The sequence below is a fragment of the Streptomyces sp. JH14 genome, assembly GCF_029428675.1.
In the GTDB taxonomy this organism is placed as follows: Bacteria; Actinomycetota; Actinomycetes; order Streptomycetales; family Streptomycetaceae; genus Streptomyces.
The window spans coordinates 4,881,954-4,900,873 of sequence record NZ_JAJNEL010000001.1; the positions used below are offsets into that span (position 1 = coordinate 4,881,954).

At 70.5% G+C, this 18,920-nt stretch carries 18 protein-coding genes and 1 pseudogene; 9 read left to right on the forward strand and 10 right to left on the reverse strand.

Going from position 1 to position 18,920, the window contains the following annotated elements; translation table 11 throughout:
- Nucleotides 1–79: 79 nt before the first annotated feature.
- From LRD69_RS22190 to LRD69_RS22200, 3 genes are read left to right on the forward strand one after another with little or no spacing between them, the layout of a single operon-like run.
- Entirely contained in the window at nucleotides 80–1,066 is a 987-nt protein-coding gene (locus LRD69_RS22190) for a sugar ABC transporter permease (protein WP_277328297.1), read from the forward strand.
- Entirely contained in the window at nucleotides 1,063–1,893 is an 831-nt protein-coding gene (locus LRD69_RS22195; RefSeq protein WP_277328298.1) for a carbohydrate ABC transporter permease, read from the forward strand. Before LRD69_RS22190 ends, LRD69_RS22195 begins: the two co-directional genes overlap by 4 nt.
- Before the next feature lie 8 nt (nucleotides 1,894–1,901).
- The gene (locus tag LRD69_RS22200; RefSeq protein ID WP_277328299.1) at nucleotides 1,902–3,443 is read left to right on the forward strand and encodes a glycoside hydrolase family 3 protein; all 1,542 of its coding nucleotides are present in this window, start codon (nucleotides 1,902–1,904) and stop codon (nucleotides 3,441–3,443) included.
- A 105-nt stretch (nucleotides 3,444–3,548) separates the two neighbouring features.
- Here LRD69_RS22200 and nagB read toward each other — a convergent pair whose 3' ends face one another.
- Nucleotides 3,549–4,334, reverse strand: a complete 786-nt coding sequence (nagB, locus tag LRD69_RS22205) for a glucosamine-6-phosphate deaminase (protein ID WP_277329839.1) — start codon at nucleotides 4,332–4,334, stop codon at nucleotides 3,549–3,551.
- A 340-nt stretch (nucleotides 4,335–4,674) separates the two neighbouring features.
- Between nagB and LRD69_RS22210 the strand changes: the two are divergent.
- Together LRD69_RS22210 and LRD69_RS22215 are read left to right on the forward strand one after the other, a co-directional pair.
- Nucleotides 4,675–4,877 (forward strand): annotated as a pseudogene (locus LRD69_RS22210) (glucosamine-6-phosphate deaminase); the annotation flags it as partial.
- Between the two features lie 335 nt (nucleotides 4,878–5,212).
- Complete coding sequence (locus LRD69_RS22215) at nucleotides 5,213–6,679, forward strand: PAS domain-containing sensor histidine kinase (protein WP_277329840.1); 1,467 nt, start codon at nucleotides 5,213–5,215, stop codon at nucleotides 6,677–6,679.
- A gap of 171 nt (nucleotides 6,680–6,850) precedes the next feature.
- Here LRD69_RS22215 and LRD69_RS22220 read toward each other — a convergent pair whose 3' ends face one another.
- Both LRD69_RS22220 and LRD69_RS22225 read right to left on the reverse strand, forming a co-directional pair.
- The gene (locus LRD69_RS22220; RefSeq protein WP_003953983.1) at nucleotides 6,851–7,108 is read right to left on the reverse strand and encodes a WhiB family transcriptional regulator; all 258 of its coding nucleotides are present in this window, start codon (nucleotides 7,106–7,108) and stop codon (nucleotides 6,851–6,853) included.
- Nucleotides 7,109–7,427: 319 nt separating this feature from the next.
- Nucleotides 7,428–8,396, reverse strand: a complete 969-nt coding sequence (locus tag LRD69_RS22225) for a diacylglycerol kinase family protein (protein WP_277328300.1) — start codon at nucleotides 8,394–8,396, stop codon at nucleotides 7,428–7,430.
- Between the two features lie 225 nt (nucleotides 8,397–8,621).
- On the opposite strand from LRD69_RS22225, the gene LRD69_RS22230 reads away from it, so the two are divergent.
- Complete coding sequence (locus LRD69_RS22230; protein WP_277329841.1) at nucleotides 8,622–8,999, forward strand: hypothetical protein; 378 nt, start codon at nucleotides 8,622–8,624, stop codon at nucleotides 8,997–8,999.
- Nucleotides 9,000–9,092: 93 nt separating this feature from the next.
- On the opposite strand, the gene LRD69_RS22235 is transcribed toward LRD69_RS22230, so the two are convergent.
- From LRD69_RS22235 to LRD69_RS22245, 3 genes are all read right to left on the reverse strand, one after another.
- On the reverse strand, nucleotides 9,093–10,013 hold the full coding sequence (locus tag LRD69_RS22235; protein WP_277329842.1) for an RNA polymerase sigma factor SigF: 921 nt from the start codon (nucleotides 10,011–10,013) through the stop codon (nucleotides 9,093–9,095).
- Between the two features lie 23 nt (nucleotides 10,014–10,036).
- Complete coding sequence (locus tag LRD69_RS22240; RefSeq protein ID WP_030915678.1) at nucleotides 10,037–10,450, reverse strand: anti-sigma regulatory factor; 414 nt, start codon at nucleotides 10,448–10,450, stop codon at nucleotides 10,037–10,039.
- 231 nt (nucleotides 10,451–10,681) lie between these two features.
- Nucleotides 10,682–10,942 (reverse strand): UBP-type zinc finger domain-containing protein, encoded by a 261-nt coding sequence (locus LRD69_RS22245; RefSeq protein ID WP_277328301.1) that lies wholly within the window; start codon nucleotides 10,940–10,942, stop codon nucleotides 10,682–10,684.
- A gap of 35 nt (nucleotides 10,943–10,977) precedes the next feature.
- Here LRD69_RS22245 and LRD69_RS22250 point away from each other — a divergent pair, with 35 nt between their 5' ends.
- Nucleotides 10,978–12,588, forward strand: coding sequence for a Na+/H+ antiporter (locus tag LRD69_RS22250; protein WP_277328302.1), 1,611 nt, complete (start codon nucleotides 10,978–10,980; stop codon nucleotides 12,586–12,588).
- Here LRD69_RS22250 and LRD69_RS22255 read toward each other — a convergent pair.
- From LRD69_RS22255 to LRD69_RS22270, 4 genes are all read right to left on the reverse strand, one after another.
- Nucleotides 12,555–13,472 (reverse strand): pyridoxal-phosphate dependent enzyme, encoded by a 918-nt coding sequence (locus tag LRD69_RS22255; protein WP_277328303.1) that lies wholly within the window; start codon nucleotides 13,470–13,472, stop codon nucleotides 12,555–12,557. The two genes, LRD69_RS22250 and LRD69_RS22255, sit on opposite strands and share 34 nt — an antisense overlap.
- An 84-nt stretch (nucleotides 13,473–13,556) precedes the next feature.
- The gene (locus LRD69_RS22260) at nucleotides 13,557–14,147 is read right to left on the reverse strand and encodes an N-acetylmuramoyl-L-alanine amidase (protein ID WP_277328304.1); all 591 of its coding nucleotides are present in this window, start codon (nucleotides 14,145–14,147) and stop codon (nucleotides 13,557–13,559) included.
- 138 nt (nucleotides 14,148–14,285) lie between these two features.
- Entirely contained in the window at nucleotides 14,286–15,482 is a 1,197-nt protein-coding gene (locus tag LRD69_RS22265) for a globin domain-containing protein (protein WP_277328305.1), read from the reverse strand.
- 92 nt (nucleotides 15,483–15,574) lie between these two features.
- Entirely contained in the window at nucleotides 15,575–16,024 is a 450-nt protein-coding gene (locus LRD69_RS22270) for an Rrf2 family transcriptional regulator (protein WP_277328306.1), read from the reverse strand.
- 178 nt (nucleotides 16,025–16,202) lie between these two features.
- On the opposite strand from LRD69_RS22270, the gene LRD69_RS22275 reads away from it, so the two are divergent.
- Entirely contained in the window at nucleotides 16,203–17,609 is a 1,407-nt protein-coding gene (locus LRD69_RS22275) for a family 2B encapsulin nanocompartment shell protein (RefSeq protein WP_277328307.1), read from the forward strand.
- A 241-nt stretch (nucleotides 17,610–17,850) separates the two neighbouring features.
- A complete protein-coding gene (locus LRD69_RS22280) occupies nucleotides 17,851–18,900 on the forward strand; it encodes a family 2 encapsulin nanocompartment cargo protein polyprenyl transferase (RefSeq protein WP_277328308.1) in 1,050 nt (349 codons plus the stop codon).
- The last annotated feature ends 20 nt before the right edge of the window (nucleotides 18,901–18,920 follow it).

Sequence of the window (18,920 nt, forward strand, 5' to 3'; positions counted from 1 at the left end):
GGCGCCGGGGGGCGGACATCCACCGCTCCCCGGCGCTCCCGCGTGACTCGACCGTACGGCCCAAGAAGAGATGGCGAGCATGTCAGTGCAGACCGAACAAGTGGACTCGGTCCCGGCAGCCGGTGTCCGCAAGGATGACGCGCCTCCCGGCGGCCCCGCCGCATCGCGCAAGAAGCGGGTCGGTGGCTCGGCCCCGTACCTGCTCCTCCTGCCCGCACTGCTCGCCACAGCGGTGCTCCTCGGGTATCCGCTGGTCAAGAACGGCATGCTGTCGTTCCAGAACCTCAACCCGCGCCAGCTGATCCTCCACCTGACCGAGTGGAACGGCTTCGACAACTACCAGGAAGTCCTCAGCGGTTCGGACTTCTGGAAGGTCGTCGAGCGGTCGATCGTCTTCACCGCCGCCAACGTCGTCCTGATCATGCTGCTCGGCCTGCTGGTCGGCCTGCTGCTCGCACGCCTCGGCAAGAAGATGAGGCTGCTGCTCATGCTGGGCCTCGTGCTCGCCTGGGCGATGCCGATCATCGCCGCGACCACGGTCTACCAGTGGCTGTTCGCCCAGCGCTTCGGTGTCGTCAACTACGTGCTCGACAGCCTCGGCTGGCACTCGATGGCCGACTACAACTGGACGAGTACCCAGTTCTCCACGTTCTCGCTGGTCACCCTGGTGATCGTCTGGCAGTCCATCCCGTTCGTGGCGATCAACCTGTACGCCGCGTCGACGACGATCCCCAAGGAACTGTACGAGGCCGCCTCGCTGGACGGCGCCGGCACGTGGAAGAGCTTCACCTCGGTGACGTTCCCGTTCCTCAAGCCGTTCCTGCTGGCCACCACGTTCCTCGAAGTCATCTGGGTCTTCAAGTCCTTCGCCCAGCTCTTCGCGATCAACGGCGGCGGCCCCGACCGGCTCACCGAGACCCTGCCCGTCTACGCCTTCGTCGAAGGTGTCGGCAACCAGCACTTCGGCATGGGCGCGGCCATCTCGTTCCTGACCATCATCGTTCTGCTGGCGATGACCGGTTACTACCTGCGCACCGTACTCAAGCAAGAGGAGGACGAGCTGTGAGGCGCTCACTGTTCGGCCGGATCTGGCCCAACGCGACGGCAGTCGGCCTCTTCATAGGCTTCGCCTTCCCCGTCTACTGGATGTTCAGCACGGCCTTCAAGCCGACCGGCGACATCATCACCGACACCCCGGTGTGGTTCCCCACGGACGTCACCTTCGCGCACTTCAAGAAGGCCGTCGCGGCGGACCACTTCTGGACCCTGGTCGGCAACTCGTTCACCGTCACCGTGCTCTCCGTGCTCGCCTCGCTGGTCATCGCGCTGCTGGCGTCCTTCGCGATGGCGCGCATGCGCTTCAAGGGCAGGCGCGGCTTCCTGCTGACCTTCATGATCGCGCAGATGGCGCCGTGGGAAGTCATGGTCATCGCGATCTACATGCTGGTCCGCGACGCGGACATGCTGAACAGCCTGGTCCCGCTGACGATCTTCTACATGATGATGGTCCTGCCCTTCACCGTCCTGACGCTGCGCGGTTATGTCGCCGCGGTGCCCAAGGAGCTGGAGGAGTCCGCCATGGTCGACGGCTGCACCCGCCCGCAGGCCTTCATGAAGGTGATCCTGCCGCTGCTCGGCCCCGGTCTGATGGCGACCTCGCTGTTCGGCTTCATCACCGCCTGGAACGAATTCCCGCTCGTCCTGATCATCAACAAGGACATCGAGTCGCAGACCCTGCCGCTCTGGCTCTCCCAGTTCCAGACCGCGTTCGGCGACGACTGGGGTGCGACGATGGCCGCGTCCTCGCTCTTCGCCGTGCCGATCCTGATCCTCTTCATCTACCTGCAGCGCAAGGCCGTGAGCGGTCTTACCGACGGCGCCGTGAAGGGATAACGCCGCCCATGACCACCTTCACCTCCACCACGGACACCGTCACGCGCGACGCCCTCGCCGTCCTGCAGCCCGGGTTCACCGGCACCACCGCCCCCGACTGGCTGCTCCGCCGCGTCGGCGAAGGCCTCTCCTCCGTCGGCCTGTTCGGCCGCAACATCACGTCGCCGCAGCAGCTCGCGGCGCTCACCGCCCAGCTCCGGGCCGAGCGGGACGACGTGCTCGTCGCGATCGACGAGGAGGGCGGTGACGTCACCCGGCTCGAAGTGCGTCACGGCTCGTCCTTCCCCGGCAACCATGCGCTCGGCGCCGTCGACGACCTGGAGCTGACCCGTGCGGTCGCCCGGGAGCTCGGCCGCAGGCTCGCCGAGTGCGGGGTCAACCTCAACTGGGCGCCGTCCGCCGACGTCAACTCGAACCCGGGCAATCCGGTCATCGGCGTACGGTCCTTCGGAGCCGACCCGCACCTCGTCGCCCGGCACACCGCCGCGTACGTCGAGGGCCTCCAGGCCGCCGGCGTCGCCGCCTGCACCAAGCACTTCCCGGGGCACGGCGACACCGCCGTCGACTCGCACCATGCGCTGCCCCGCATCGATGTGGACCTCGACACCTTGCACGCCCGTGAGCTGGTGCCTTTCCGGGCGGCGATCGCAGCGGGTTCCAAATCGGTGATGAGCGCGCATATCCTGCTGCCCGCGCTCGACCCGGACCGCCCGGCCACCTTGAGCCCGCAGATCCTCACCGGTCTGCTGCGCGAGGAGCTGGGATACGACGGCCTGATCGTCACCGACGGCATGGAGATGCAGGCCATCTCCTCGACCTACGGAATCGAGCGCGGCTCCGTCCTCGCGATCGCGGCGGGTGCCGACGCGATCTGCGTCGGCGGCGGCCTGGAGGACGAAGCCACTGTGCTGCGGCTGCGCGACGCGCTGGTCACAGCGGTACGGACCGGCGAACTGCCCGAGGAGCGGCTGGCCGACGCGGCGGCACGGGTACGTGCCCTCGCGTCCTGGACGCGGCGGGCCCGGGGGGCCGACCCGGAGCCGGGCGCGGCAACGCAGGAGGGGACCGCGCCCGGCACCGGTATCGCTGCCGACATCGGCCTGATCGCCGCCCGTCGCGCGGTGCGGCTGACCGGTACGGGCGAGCCGCTCACGGAGCCGGCGTACGTGGCCGCGTTCACGCCGGTCGCGAACATCGCGGTCGGTGACGAGACCCCGTGGGGCGTCGCGGCCGAACTGGCCCGCATCCTGCCCGGCACCGCGACGGACACCTACAGCGGCGAGACCGAGGAAACCGCGGCCGCGGTGATGCGGGCCGCGGGGGAGCGGCGCATCGTCGCGGTCGTACGGGACGCACACCGCCACGCGTGGATGTCACAGGCCCTGGACGCCCTCCTCGCGGAGCGTCCCGACACGGCGGTGGTCGAGATGGGAGTCCCTCAGGCGGAGCCGAGGGGAGCGCTGTACGTGGCGACCCACGGCGCGGCCCGGGTCTGCGGCCGAGCGGCGGCAGAGGCCCTCACCGAGGCCCCCGGCACGTCCGCTGCCTGACCCCGGCCCGTCCGGCGTGCGAGGACGGCGCGTCCGCTCGCCGCAGCGGCAGACGGGAGGGCCGGGGCACCGACACGGTGCCTCGGCCCTCCCGTGTCCGGTGCCCTAGATTCCCTGCCACCGCGGCTTCGCCGCATAGGTGGCCCGGAAGTAGTCCGCCAGCTTCAGCTTCGACGCCGCCGCCTCGTCCACCACCACCGTCGCCCGCGGATGCAGCTGCAGCGCCGACGCCGGTACGAACGCCGCCACCGGCCCCTCCACGGTCAGTGCCACCGCCTCGGCCTTGCCCTCGCCGGTCGCCAGCAGGATCGGGTGGCGCGACTCCAGGATCGTGCCGATGCCCTGCGTGATCACGTGGTGCGGCACCTGGGTGATGTCGTCGTCGAAGAAGCGCGCGTTGTCGATCCGGGTCTGCTGGGTCAGCGTCTTGATCCGGGTGCGGGACGCGAGCGAGGAGCACGGCTCGTTGAAACCGATGTGCCCGTCGGTGCCGATACCGAGCAGCTGCAGGTCCACCCCGCCTGCCGCGGCAAGTGCCTTGTCGTACGCCTCGCAGGCCGCCTGGACGTCCTCGGCGGTGCCGTCGGGGCCCATGAAGGACGCCTCGGACAGGCCGAGCGGTTCGACGACCTCGCGCAGTACCACCGAGCGGTACGACTCGGGGTGGCCGGCCGGAAGGCCGACGTACTCGTCGAGCTGGCAGATGCGGGCGCGCGACGCGTCCACCTCGCCGGAGCGGACCTTGGCGGCCAGGGCCTGGTAGATGGGCAGCGGGGTCGAGCCGGTGGCAACGCCGAGAAGTGCGTCGGGCTTGCGGCCGAGCAGGGCGCCGATGGCCCCCGCGATGAGCTCGCCGCCTGCCTTGGCGTCCGGGACGATGACAACTTCCACGCGGGGCCTGCCGATCTGAGAAGATGATGACATGTGGTATAGACCAATCGAGGTCTAATTTAGCAGAGCCGGGCTGCCGGACGGTGACTTTCGGGTGCCGTTCGCGCGGTGTCCGCGCGAGGCCCGCCGGCGGCCCTCGCGCACCCCCGTGGCCGGACGGCGCTCAGGACGCATCGAGGCGCCCCCGGGGAGGGCAGCGACAGGCCCGCCGCCCATCGGGCCGGAGAGGGCGAGCGGCCGGGCCGCATCATGTCCGGCGAGATGGCCGAGCAGCCCGAGGTGCTGCGCTGCATCCCCGACCGAGGAGCCCCCGGAATCCGCGCGGTGGCCGCCCGGATCGGCGAACCTCGTCGTGGTCGGCCCGCAGGCCCAGGTGGAGGCGGCGTCCGCGGGCTTCGTGCTGCCGACTGCCGGGGTTGCCGAGGAGGTCGGCCGATCCTGGAGATCCTGCCGCTGCAGATGCCGGCGTACGAGGTGACGATCGCCCGTGGCGAGGACCCGGACGCGCCCCGCGCGTCGGCCGAGGTCACCGAGACCTGCTGAACAGGCCCCCGGAAACACCCGCGGGCCGCGGCGCCAGGACGGGACCCTCAGCCCGACCGGCACCGCAGCCCGGAGTTGCTCGGCCGGCGGTGTGCGGTGCCCCCGGCCGGGGAGAGGCGCCGGCGCAGTCAGGGCAGAGAGCGCGGGTACCTCGGTCCGCCCTCCTGTGCGGGGAGAGCGGAAGCTCTGTCTTGAGCATTGTGGACTAGACCATTAAGCCCTGTCCATCCATCGGAGCCGGGCAATTTCCGGCCCCTTCCCTTTCGCACGTACGGGCAGGTCGTTCGGTTCGGAACCACTGCGGATCCACAGGTACGCTCGCACACGTGCCCTCCATGAACGACCTCGTCCGCCAGCACACAGCCCTGAGCGACACCGACCTCGAGTGGCTGCATCTGCTGGTCTCGGAGTGGCAGCTGCTCTCCGACCTGTCCTTCGCCGACCTGGTCCTGTGGGTCCCCACCCGCGACGGGACCCGCTATGTGTCCGTCGCCCAGATGCGCCCCAACACCGGCCCCACCTCCTACCAGGACGACATGGTCGGCCACCTGGTGCCGCGCGGCCGCCGTCCGCTGCTGGACGCCGCGCTCGACGAGGGCCGGATCGTGCGCGAGGGCGACCCGGAGTGGCGCGAGGAGGTGCCGGTACGGGTCGAGTCCATCCCCGTGCGCCGCGAGGGCCGGGTCCTCGGCGTCATCGCCCGGAACACCAACCTCCTGACCGTCCGTACCCCGTCCAGGCTGGAGCTCACCTACCTCCAGTCGGCCTCCGACCTGGCCCAGATGATCGCCGCCGGCGCCTTCCCGTTCCCCGGCCAGCAGGTCGACATGGACGCGTCGCCGCGCGTCGGCGACGGGCTGATCAGGCTCGATGCCGAGGGCGTCGTCCAGTACGCCAGCCCCAACGCCCTCTCCGCCTACCACCGGCTGGGCCTCGCATCCGACCTGGTCGGCCACCACCTCGGCGGGACGACCGCCGAACTCGCCCCGTCCCGCGGTCCGGTGGACGAGGCGATGGTCAAACTGGCCAGCGGTTACGCACCCCGTGAGTTCGAGGTCGAGTGCGCGGGCGGTGTGATCCAGCTCCGGGCGATCCCGCTCAAGCCCAAGGGGGTCCGCATCGGCTCCCTGGTGCTGCTCCGCGACGTCACCGAACTGCGTCGCCGCGAACGCGAGTTGATCACGAAGGACGCCACCATCCGGGAGATCCATCACCGGGTGAAGAACAACCTCCAGACCGTGGCCGCCCTGTTGCGGCTACAGGCCCGCCGGATGGACTCCGAACAGGGCCGCGAGGCCCTCAACGAGGCGGTGCGGCGCGTCGGTTCGATCGCCATCGTCCATGAGACGCTGTCCCAGAATCTGGACGAGCGGGTCGAGTTCGACGAGATCGCCGACCGGGTGATCGCGATGGTCGCCGAGATCTCCCCGGGCAGGGTCACCTGCCGGCGGACGGGCCGCTTCGGGATCCTCGATGCGGAAGTCGCCACACCGCTCGCCATGGTGCTCACCGAAGTGCTGCAGAACGCGCTGGAGCACGCGTTCACCGTCGCCCAGACCGGCACGGTCGAGGTCTCGGCCGTACGCGGCGGCTCTCCGTCCGAGGCGCGCCTGCTGATCACGGTCCAGGACGACGGGTGCGGACTGCCCGAGGGGTTCGACCCGCAGCGCGCCGGCAATCTGGGTCTGCAGATCGTGAGGACGCTGGTGGAGGGCGAGTTGAGCGGATCGTTCGGCATGGTCCCGGCCCCCGAGCGCGGCACGCAGGTCATCCTCGACATTCCGGTCAGCGCGGAGAAGTGACCGGGGGCTGTTCCCTCGCGGGAACAGCAGTGAGCCCGGACCGTTGTTGACGGTCCGGGCTCACTGGTCAAGCGTGCGCTTCGGGGTACTGCGCGCTGCGACTCGGGGGGCGGGGTGGTGCGTACGCTCTGTACGCGCCGCCTGGCAGAGGCTCGTAGCGGTGGCGTCGGATCAGGCGCTGGCGTTACGCGCCCGGTTGCGAGCGGCGCGGCGCTTCATTGCGCGGCGCTCGTCCTCGCTGAGGCCACCCCAGACGCCGGAGTCCTGGCCGGACTCGAGCGCCCACTGCAGGCACTGCTCCATGACGGGGCAGCGACGGCAGACGGCCTTGGCTTCCTCGATCTGCAGCAGCGCAGGACCGGTGTTGCCGATGGGGAAGAACAGCTCGGGGTCTTCCTCACGACAAACGGCGTTGTGACGCCAGTCCATGGCTGCTACCTCTCCTTGGTATTGCATACGGTTGCTTGTGAATGTGAACGCTTTCACGAATCCCCCCACAGGTGACGGGCCGACGCCCAGATGAACTGGTTGTGGTCCTGTGCAGTGAGGAGGGGTTCTGGCTCTCAGTGGAGGCCGTTGTTGCGGGCCGTCCCGATCGCCATGTAGAGATTCGCAAACCTCGGCGGCGGATACAACCCCTTCTGGAAACTTTTTTTTGATTCCTCGGTGTCGGCTAGGTCACAGCCGTACTTCTATGGGGTGGAGGCCAGTCCAAACGTTCGAGTTAAAGGACTTTCGGCGCTTCCACTCACACAATCACACGCAGTGCACGGCGTACGCCTGTGAACGCCACACTCGTACGCAGGCCCAGGTGGTCACCGTCCATCTGGAACGGCAGTGGAACCTTTGAATGCAAGGTGAAGTCCGTGAGGTCGTGAAGTGAAACGGCGTGCTTCCCCTGCGGGCCCTTGTCGGGGCTGGAAGTGAGCAGCTGGGTGCCGTACCGGGCGACCGCGGGGGTGGAGAGACGCTTCAGCCCGAGGACGTCCAGGGCGGTGTCGAACGAGGCCTTCGGGGACGCGAATATGGGGCGATTCCCCAGGTAGGTCCAGGGTGCCGTGTTGGAGATTATGGACAGCGCGAGGTCGGTGACCGGATCCTCGCCCGGGACCTGCAGCGTGATCGTCCCGTGTCGCCGGTGCGGTTCCTCCAGGAACTGCCGGACCACCTGGCGTACGTACAGCGCATGGGTGGACCGCTTGCCGCGTTCGCGTTTCTGCTCGACCCGGCCGACCACGCCCGCGTCGAATCCGAGACCGGCACAGAACGTGAACCAGCGTGCGGGGACCGACTCGTCCTCGGTGCCGGGCGTGCCGGCCGCGAGCCCCAGGCCGACCGTGCGTTCGGTCCGGTTGGCGAGCGCGTCCAGGATGGCGCCGGTCGCCTCCACCGCGTCATTGGGCAGACCCAGGGCGCGGGCGAAGACATTGGTGGAGCCGCCGGGCACCACGGCCAGGCGCGGCAGGCTGTCGAGGTCGGGACCGTTGTGGAGCAGGCCGTTGACGACCTCGTTGACCGTGCCGTCGCCGCCGAGGGCGACGACCAGATCGATTTCGTCGGAGTCGGCGGCCCGTCGGCCCAGGTCACGGGCGTGCCCGCGGTACTCCGTGGTCACGGCCTCCAGCTTCATCTCGCTGGCGAGCGCGTGGATGAGCACGTCACGGGTCCGCGCACTGGTGGTGGTAGCAGCTGGATTGACCACAAGGAGTGCGCGCATGACCGCCAGACTACCTACCGCGCGGTATCGGTCTGAAGCCCTGGCCCATCATCTTCACGCTCGGTGACGACCCGGGCGCGAGGGGCTGCGCCGCCGCGCTCCGATCCGGACCCCGGCTTCGCTTTCGCAGCGCGGGGATGCCAACCTGCAAGGGTGAGTACTCAGCAGAACACGCCGTCCCCGTCGCCCGCGATCGAGCCGGCGAAGCCGGCCAGGATCGCCCTCGTGGCGGGACTGAGCGCCCTCGAAGGGGCGGCGCTCGCTCTCGGCGGGATGTACATGCTGGTCATGGGCCTGCTCGGTCGGCCGGACAGCCCGCAGCAGGCGGAGATGGGCGGCCTCACGCTGATCGTGCTCGGACTGATCCCGCTGTTCGCCGCCCGCGGGCTGCTGCGGCGGCGCAGCTGGAGCCGGGGCCCGGCGCTGATCACGCAGATCATCGCGCTGCCGGTGGCCTGGACGCTGCTGCGCTCGCACGGCGCGCTCATCCCGGCGGGCATCGCCCTGGCCGCGGTGGCGCTGACCGCACTGGTGCAGCTGGTCAGGCCGGCGACCAGGGAGGCGCTGGGCATCCAGGGGCCGCGCGCGACGCCGGAGGCGTGACGCCGGACGTGCGGCGACCCGGCCGGTGACGGCGGACGTGCATCGCGCGGCAACCGGACGTGCCCGCGCGCGAAGCTGGATGCGCCGCGCCCGCTACTCCTCGACGAGCAGCCGTTCGCGCAGCTGGGCCAGAGTGCGGGCCAGCAGGCGCGAGACATGCATCTGGGAGATGCCCACCTCCTGCGCGATCTGCGACTGCGTCATGTTGCCGAAGAACCGGAGCAGCAGGATGCGCTTCTCCCGCGGCGGCAGATCCTCCAGCAGCGGCTTCAGCGACTCCCGGTACTCGACACCCTCCAGCGCCTCGTCCTCGGAGCCCAGGGTGTCCGCCACCGCCGGGGACTCGTCGTCCGTGTCCGGCACGTCCAGCGAGAGCGTGCTGTAGGCATTGGCCGATTCCAGGCCCTCCAGGACCTCTTCCTCGGAGATGCCGAGCCGCTCCGCCAGCTCATGGACCGTGGGCGACCGGCCGTGCTGCTGGGAGAGCTCCGCGGTGGCCGTGGTGAGCGAGAGACGCAGCTCCTGCAGCCTGCGCGGTACCCGCACCGCCCAGCCCTTGTCCCGGAAGTGGCGCTTGATCTCGCCCACGACCGTCGGCGTCGCGTACGTGGAGAACTCGACGCCCCGGTCCGGGTCGAACCGGTCCACCGACTTGATCAGGCCGATCGTGGCGACCTGCGTCAGATCGTCCAGCGGCTCGCCGCGATTGCGGAACCGGCGGGCCAGATGCTCCACGAGCGGCAGATGCATCCGCACCAGCCGGTTGCGCAGCTCGGCCTTCTCCGGCGAGCCGTCCGGGAGCTTCCGCAGCTCGATGAAGAGCGCCCGCGCCCCGCTGCGGTCATGTGGATCGTGGTGTCCGTGCTCGCTCATCTGGCCTGCCCGCTCCGCCTGCTCCACCGCGACCGTACGGACCACCGGCTCGTCCGCCCCGTCCTCCGGATGGGGCAGCGCCTGCTGATCGGGGATGCCTGCCGGTCGCACCACCCCTGGTCGGATCGTCTCGTCCCGCACAGGACCGTCCCCGTTCCCGTTGCTCACGCCGGCCCGGGTCCCGCGCCGCGCTGTTTGTACAGGCTGATGCTGACCGTACGGTCATCGGCGACCGTGGAGTCGACCTTGCCGGCCAGTGCGGAGAGCACCGTCCAGGCGAAGGTGTCACGCTCCGGGGCCCTGCCGTCCGTCGTCGGGGCCGCCACCGTCACTTCGAGAGAGTCGTCGACGAGCCGGAAGACGCAGCTGAGGACGGAGCCCGGCACGGCCTGCTGCAGCAGGATCGCGCAGGCCTCGTCGACCGCGATACGGAGATCCTCGATCTCGTCGAGAGTGAAGTCCAAACGCGCTGCGAGACCGGCCGTGGCCGTACGCAGCACGGACAGGTAGGCACCCGCAGCGGGCAGCCGGACTTCCACGAAGTCCTGATTCCCGGGCTCGCCTGCGATCTGGGACACCCTCACCTCCAAGGTGGCACAAACTCTTTCGAGGGCCCGGGAGGGTGCCCCGGAGCCATGCGGTACGTCTTCGGTACTTGGTCCGGCGACGCTATCGCGATCCATGATGCCGTGTCGCCCGTACCCCATCCCGCGACTGTCACTCATGGTAAGCCCATGAGTACACACAGTGGCTAGAGGGCTGCGACGGTCAATTGCGAACAACCGGCGCCGGTTTGACGTACCCAGACGTCAGACGATCGAACCGTCCTCGAAGCACCAGCGCCAGTTTTCGCCCACCTCGAAGCTCCGCATGACCGGATGGCCGGTTTCCTTGAAGTGCCCCGTGGCGTGCTGCAGGGGTGACGAATCACAGCAGCCGACGTGGCCGCAGGTCAGGCAGAGGCGCAGCTGTACGGGGTGGGTGCCCGCGGCAAGGCATTCGGGACACGTGGCGCTGAGCGGGGCGGGCTCGGCGCGCGGCAGTTCGAGAACGTGCGGGCACTCCATCATGATTGTCAGGTTACGACGGATGTGAGGACGGTGAGATGGACGCATTGCCCCTGGTGGCACTGGTCGCGGCCAGTGCGGCGATCGCGGGGGCCGCCCGCCGCACCCCGGTGCCCGCCCCCCTGATGCTGGTCGCCGTGGGGCTGCTCGCCTCCTACCTGCCGGGCATTCCCACGTACACCCTGGACGCGCACATCGTCCTGCCCCTGCTGCTGCCGCCGCTGCTCTACACGGCCGCGGTCGACAGCTCGTACCTCGACCTGCGGGCCAACGTCCGGCCGATCGCCCTGCTCTCCGTCGGCTATGTCCTCTTCGCGACCTTCGCCGTCGGCTGGCTGGCGTACTGGATGGTGCCCGACCTGCCGTTGACCGCCGCGCTGGTGCTGGGCGCCGTCATCGCGCCGCCGGACGCCGTCACGGCGGCCGCCATCGCCCGCCGGGTCGGGCTGCCCTCCCGGGTCACGACCATCCTGCAGGGCGAGTCCCTGGTCAACGACGCGACCGCGATCACCGCCTACAAGGTGGTGCTGGCCGCCGCCGTCGGTGAGGGCGTCAGCTGGGGCGCCGGGATCGCGGAGTTCCTGGTCGCGGCGGTCGGCGGTGTCGGGGTCGGCCTGGTGCTGATGGTGCCGCTGCACTGGCTCCGTACCCACCTCAAGGAGCCGCTGCTGCAGAACACCCTGTCGCTGCTGATCCCCTTCGTGGCGTACGCGGCGGCGGAACGCGTGCACGCCTCCGGAGTGCTCGCCGTGGTCGTCGTCGCGCTCTATCTGGGGCACCGCGCCTGGCAGGTCGACTTCGCGACCCGGCTCCAGGAGGCGGCCGTGTGGAAGATGGTCGCGTTCATCCTGGAGTCGGCGGTCTTCGCGCTGATCGGACTGCAGCTGCCCTTCGTGCTGAAGGGGCTCGGTGCGTACGCCGTCGGACAGGCGCTCTGGTACGCGGTGGCCGTATTCCTCGCCGTCGTCGTGGTCCGCTTCATCTGGGTGTACCCGAGCACCTACCTGCCGGCTCTGCTGTCGAAGCGGATCAGGGAACGCGAGCCCGCGATCGCCTGGACCTCGCCGCTGATCGTCGGCTGGGCCGGGATGCGCGGCGTCGTCTCGCTCGCCATCGCCTTCTCCATCCCCCTGGTGACGACGGCCGGCGAGGACTTCCCGGCCCGGAACCTGGTGCTCTTCCTGACCTTCACCACCGTCATCGGCACCCTGGTCATCCAGGGGCTCACCCTGCCCCTCCTGGTGCGGATCCTGAAGCTCCCGGGACGCGACCCGAAGGTCGAGACCCTGGCCGAGGCGCAGGCCCAGAGCGAGGCGTCCGCGGCCGCCGATGCGCGCCTGGAGGAGCTGCTCGCCGACCCGCGCAACCGTCTGCCCGAACCGCTCGCCGAACGGCTGCGCAATGTCCTGGAGCGGCGTCGGAACTCCGTGTGGGAGCGGCTCGGCGCGGCCAACCCGCTGACCGGCGAGTCGGCCGACGACACCTACCGGCGCCTCGCCCGCGAAATGATCGACGCCGAGCGCACGGTCTTCGTACGGCTGCGGGACGAGCGGCGGATCGACGACGAGATGCTCCGGAACCTGCTGCGGCGGCTGGACCTGGAGGAGGCGGCGGCCTACCGCGAGGAGTCCGAGGCCCCCCAGGGCTGACCCGTGACGACAGCGACGAGCCTGGTCCCCGGGGCGAACGCGCCCTCCCGGGCCAGGACGGTCAGCCCGTACAGCAGCTTGGCGACGTAGAGCCGCTCGACGGGCAGCCCGTGGCGCTCCTCGAAGTCGTCGGCGAAGGCGTGCAGCTCGCCGGTCGTACGGGCGTAGCCGCCGAAGGCGAAGCGTTCGTCCAGGGACCACGCCCCGGCGGGCCCGCCGAACGCCTCCCGCTGCAGCTCCCGTACCGCGTCCCCCAGGAAGCCCCCGCGCAGCACCGGGATGCCGAGCGCCCGCTGCCCCGGTGCGAGGCCGGCGGCGAGACCGGCGAGGGTGCCACCGGTGCCGCAGGCCACCGCGACCACGTCGGCCACACCGTGCAGCTCCCGCCCGAGCGCTGTACAGCCCTGTGCGGCCAGGGCGTTGCTGCCACCCTCCGGGACGACGCTGCACTCCCCGTAGCCGCTCAGCAGCCGCTCCAGGACCGCCGGATCGGTCTTTGCGCGGTACGTCGCGCGGTCCACGAAGTGCAGGCGCATACCGTCCTGCGCGCACTGCGCCAGCGACGGGTTGAGCGGCCGGCCGGCCAGCTCGTCGCCGCGTACGACGCCGATGGTGGGGAAGCCGAGCAGTCGGCCGGCGGCGGCGGTGGCGCGCAGATGGTTGGAGTAGGCGCCGCCGAAGGTCAGCACGGTGCGCCCGGCGGCATCCGCCAGATTGGGGGCGAGTTTGCGCCATTTGTTGCCCGGCAGATCCGGGTGGATCAGATCGTCGCGTTTGAGCAGGAGCTGTACGCCGTGCCGGGCGAAGCGCTCGTCCTCGGCCGGCTGCAGGGGTGACGGGAGCACCGGCTGCAGCCGGGAGAGTTCGAGAGGGTCGCAGGGCATGCGCCCATTGTCGCCCGGTGCAGCCGCCGCCTCGACGGCCGCTGCCCGGTTGCCCGCCGCCTGTGTTCGCAGGCGGGCGTGCGGCTACTTCAGGCGGTCGTGGATCCGGGCCCGCATGGAGTCCATCGTGAAGCCGCGCGGATCGATCTTGCCGGGCTGCCACTCCTTGTGGCCGATGACGGAGCGGGAGGTCCAGCCGTGGTGGCGGCAGACCGCGGCGGCCGCCCGCTCGATGGCTTCGAGCTGGGCGTCGGGCCAGGGGTCCTCGCCGTCGCCGAGGTTCTCGCACTCGAAACCGTAGAAGTGCCTGTTCCCGTCGGTGTTGGCCTCGTTGTCGGACGGCAGGCGCTTCTCGGCGACGACGGCGCGCAGGACGTCGTCGTCGCCGAGTCCGGCGTGGTTGGTGCGGCCGTAGCCGACCAGGTGGACCCGGCCGTCCTTGGCGATCACACCGTGACACAGCGGGCCGGGCAGCTCCGGGTAGCCGTCGCGGCAGATCCGGACGGTGGCCGCGGTGCCGCTGGTGACCGTGTGGTGGATCATCACGCCGTTCACGGGGCCCCACGGGCCCTTGTGGTTGCGGTTGTGCGTACGCCAGTCGCCCACCTGGACGACGGTGAGCCCTTCGTTCCTCAGGGCTGTCAGGAAGGTGCTCGCGGACATGGGGGTGGACATGGCCGACTCCTTGGGGCGTGGGGGGAGAGAGTCCGTACTCCGCTTGTACCGGAGCGTCGGCCTCCGGGCCATCCCCACCCGCGCTGTTCGGGAGTTGTGCGAGCCGATCCGGTCAATTGCGCTCTCCCCCAGCGAGGTTCAGCCCCGGGCGAGCCACAGGTCGGGGCCGAACACCTCGTAATGGATGTCGGCCGCCGCGACGCCCTTGGCCAGCAGCTGGGTGCGCACGGCCCGCATGAAGGGCAGCGGACCGCAGAGGTACGCATGCGTACCGGACGGGACCGCCAGTCCGCTCAGGTCGACCAGGCCGGTGCGGTCGGCGCGGTGGCCGGGCTCGGGGTTCTCGTACCAGAAGTGCGCGACGGCGTCCGGGAGTTTGCCGGTGAGCAGGGTGTGGTCGGTGCGCAGCGCGTGGTCGGCGGGGGAGCGGTCGCCGTGCACGACGGTGATCGGGGCCCTGTGGCCGGTGGCCGCCAGGTGCTCCAGCATCGACAGCATCGGGGTGCAGCCGATGCCCGCGGAGGCGAGCAGCAGCGGGGCGTCGGCGGCGTCGAGCACCAGATCGCCGTACGGGGCGGAGACCCGCAGCCGGTCGCCGGCCCGGGTGCGGGCGTGCAGCTGCGCCGAGACCTCGCCGTCGGGGGCGCCACCGCCGTGCACCCGCTTGACGGTGATCGAGCGCAGCGGCGAGCCGGGGGCGCAGGAGAGGCTGTACTGACGAATCTGGCGGGCCCCGTCGGGGAGTTCGACCTGTACGGAGACGTACTGGCCGGGCCGGAAGGCGGGGGCGGGCGCACCGTCGGCCGGGCGGAGCTGGAAGGTGGCCACGTCCGCGGTCTCCTCGATCCGGGCGGTGACTTCCCACTCGCGCCACACGTCACCGGCGACGACGCCCTGCTGTGCGTACAGCCGGTCCTCGATGGAGATCAGGGCGTTGGCCATCAGCCAGTAGACCTCGTCCCAGGCGGCCGCGACCTCCGGGGTGACCGCGTCGCCGAGCACCTCGGCGATGGCGGCGAAGAGATGGGTGTGCACGACGTCGTACTGGGCGGCGGTCACGCCGAGCGAGGCGTGCTTGTGGGCGATCCGGCTCAGCATCACGTCGGGGCGGGTGTCCGGGTGCTCGACGAGTTGCGTCGCGAAGGCGGCGATGGACCCGGCGAGAGCCTGACGCTGGGCGCCGGACGCCTGGTTGCCACGGTTGAACAGGTCGCGCAGCAGCTCGGGATGGGCGGCGAACAACTTCCGGTAGAAGAGGTCGGCGATGTCCCCGATGGCTGCGCCGACGGCGGGGAGGGTGGCACGGACGGTGGCGGTCGACGGCTCGGAGAGCATCGGGCGGACTCCTCGAATTGAATTGGTATCTGGGATGCGTATTTTTGTTGGCACGCGGCCCCGGCGCGGGAGTGGCCCGTTCCGGGAGGGGGTCAGTCGGTGGCCGGGCGCCCGCTGCTGATGCCGATCAGCAGTGGACCCGTGGGAGAGGCGACGAGGTCGGCGACGGTGATCGGGTCGAGTGAGGCGTAGAAGGCCTCCTGTGCCCGGTGCAGCGCACCGCGCAGCCGGCAGGCCGAGCGCAGCGGGCAGGGCGTGCTGCCTTCGCACTCGACGACGTCGCCGGGTCCTTCGAGCTCGCGGACGAGTCCGCCGATCGAGGCGGACCGGCCGGATCCGGTGAGCGTGAGCCCACCGCCGCGGCCGCGGCGCGCCTCGACCAGGCCGAGGTGCTGAAGCCGGGCGACCACCTTCGCGGCGTGGGTGTACGGCACCTGCATGGTCGCCGCCACCTCCCGGGTGGTCGGCGGATCCTCGTCCGTCACGACGGCGAGGCGCATCAGTACGCGCAGCGCCACGTCGGTGAATCTCGTCAGCCGCATGACGGCCACGGTAGATAACTTGCATCGAGTATGCAAATTATCTGGCCGCCTGGACGTCGCCCGGCGTCGTGCCCAGCAAAAAGCCCGATTAGTCACACTCTTTTGTGTAATGGCGTGCCGTGTCCGCACGCTGAAAGGCTTCTTGTCGCAGGTCAGCCGATGATCGGGAGGGCGTCAGATGTCCGTTGGTGAAGAGGTTCAGAACACGCAGACACCGCCGCAGCAGAGTCTGGGCACGGCGGCTGCGCGGAACCTCGCGACGACCACCAAGTCCGCTCCGCAGATGCAGGAGATCACCTCGCGGTGGCTGCTGCGCATGCTTCCATGGGTGCAGGTGCAGGGCGGCACCTACCGGGTGAACCGCCGGCTGAGTTACTCGGTCGGAGACGGCCGGGTGACCTTCGTGCAGACCGGCGACCGGGTCACGGTGATCCCCGCGGAGCTCGGCGAACTGCCCGCGCTGCGGGACTTCGGAGACGAGGAAGTGCTCGGAGAGCTCGCCAGGCGGTGCGAGCAGCGCGAGATCGCCGCCGGGCAGGTGATCGCCGCATCGGGGGAGTCGGCGGACCGGGTCTTCCTGCTGGCGCACGGCAAGGTCGAGAAGGTCGGCACCGGTCCCTACGGCGACGAGACGGTGCTCGGGGTACACGCCGACGGGGCCTATTTCGGTGATCACTCACTGATCGAGGGTGACGCCGTCTGGGAGTACACGGCCCGTGCCGTCACCGCGTGCACGGTGCTGACGCTGAGGCGGGCGGATGTGCTCAACCTCGCCGAGCGGGCGGACTCGCTGCGTGCGCATCTCGCCGGGCTGCTCAGCATTCCGCACCAGCGCACCAACAAGTACGGCGAGGCGGAGATCGACCTCTCCGCGGGCCATGTCGGCGAGGCCGTCGTCCCGCACACGTTCGTCGACTACGAATCGGCGCCGCGCGAGTACGAGTTGAGCGTCGCCCAGACCGTGCTCAAGGTCCACAGCCGGGTCGCCGACCTCTACAGCCAGCCGATGAACCAGACCGAGCAGCAGCTGCGGCTCACGGTCGAGGCGCTCCGCGAGCGCCAGGAGCACGAGCTGATCAACAACCGCGAGTTCGGTCTGCTCAACAACTGCGACTACGAGCAGCGCCTCCAGCCGCACGCCGGCGTGCCCAGCCCCGACGACATGGACGAACTGCTGTCGCGCCGCCGCGGATCGAAGCTGTTCCTCGCCCACCCCCGGGCCATCGCCGCCTTCGGCCGGGAGTGCAGCAAGCGCGGCCTGGTGCCGCAGAGCGTGGAGATCGGCGGTCATCATGTGCCGGCCTGGCGCGGCGTGCCGATCTTCCCGTCGAACAAGATCCCGGTCACCGAAGCCCGCACCACGTCGATCATCTGCATGCGAACCGGCGAGGCCGAGCAGGGCGTCATCGGACTCCAGCAGACCGGCATCCCCGACGAGATCGAGCCCAGCCTGTCGGTCCGCTTCATGGGCATCGACGAGCAGGCGATCATCTCCTACCTGGTGACGGCCTACTACTCGGCGGCCGTGCTGGTGCCGGACGCCCTGGGGGTCCTGGAGAACGTCGAGGTCAGCCGCTGGCGCTGACCCCCGGGAGAGGTGGGCGCCGTCACGGCGGCGGCGCCCACCGCCTCCGACGCCTCGGACCGGGCGCCCGCAGCGGCCATGCCTCCGGCCCGGGACGCCCGGTCCCGGTGCCCCGGGCGGCTCCCCCGTGGAGGCCGTCCGCTCGCCGAACCACCCACACCCCCGGCCCGGGGGTGCTCCGGCCCGGGGAACCTGGCCGGTCACCGCCGGGACCGGGCGACCTGAGGGAGCGATTGTGACCATGACGACCCGTACGGACACCGCGGCCACCGAAGGCCACGAGGCCGTCGCGCTCCTGGAGCGCACCCGGAATCTTGTCGATCCCCGACTGCGGGCCGCCGTCGAGTCGCTGCCCGGATCCATCCGGCGCGTCGCGATGTACCACTTCGGCTGGGAGCGGGCGGACGGAAGCGCGACCACCGGGCAGGCCGGCAAGGCGATCAGGCCCGCGCTCGTCCTCGCCGCGACCCGGGCGGTCGGCGGCGACCCGGAGCAGGCGGTGCGTGCGGCCGTGGCCGTGGAACTGGTCCACAACTTCAGCCTCCTGCACGACGACGTCATCGACGAGGACCGGACCCGCAGGCACCGGCCCGCCGCCTGGACCGTGTTCGGCATTCCGGCCGCCGTCATCGCGGGAGACGCCATGCTCGCCCTGGCCCACCGGCTGCTCGCCGAGGACACCCGGCAGGCGTCGGCCCGCGCCTCCGGCCGGCTCGCGAACTGCGTCATCGAACTCTGCGCGGGTCAGCAGGCCGACTGCTCCTTCGAGGAACGCGGCCCGGACGAGGTCTCGCTCGACGAGTGCCTCGCCATGGCCACCGCCAAGACCGGCGCGCTCCTCGGCTGCGCCTGCGCGCTCGGCGCGCTGTACGCGGGGGTGGACGAGCGGTCGGTCGGCGCGATGGACGGCTTCGGCCGGGAGGCGGGTCTGGCCTTCCAGCTGATCGACGATCTGATCGGCATCTGGGGGGACCCGGTGCAGACCGGGAAGCCGGTCGGGGCGGATCTGGCCGCCCACAAGAAGTCCCTGCCGGTGGTCGCCGCGCTCACCTCCCGCACCCCGGCGGCAGCCGAACTCGATGCGCTCTACCGGGGTTCCATGCGCACGGCCGGCGAGGTGAGCCGCGCCGCCGACGCCGTCGACCGGGCAGGCGGCCGCGACTGGGCGCAGGTCTGCGCGGCCGACCGGATGGCCCGCGCGGTCCACCATCTGTCCCGGGCGGTACCCGATCTCTCCGCGGCGGGCGATCTGCTGGCCCTGGCGGAGTTCGTCACCCGCCGGACGCACTGAGAGAAGGGAGGAGGGCAGCA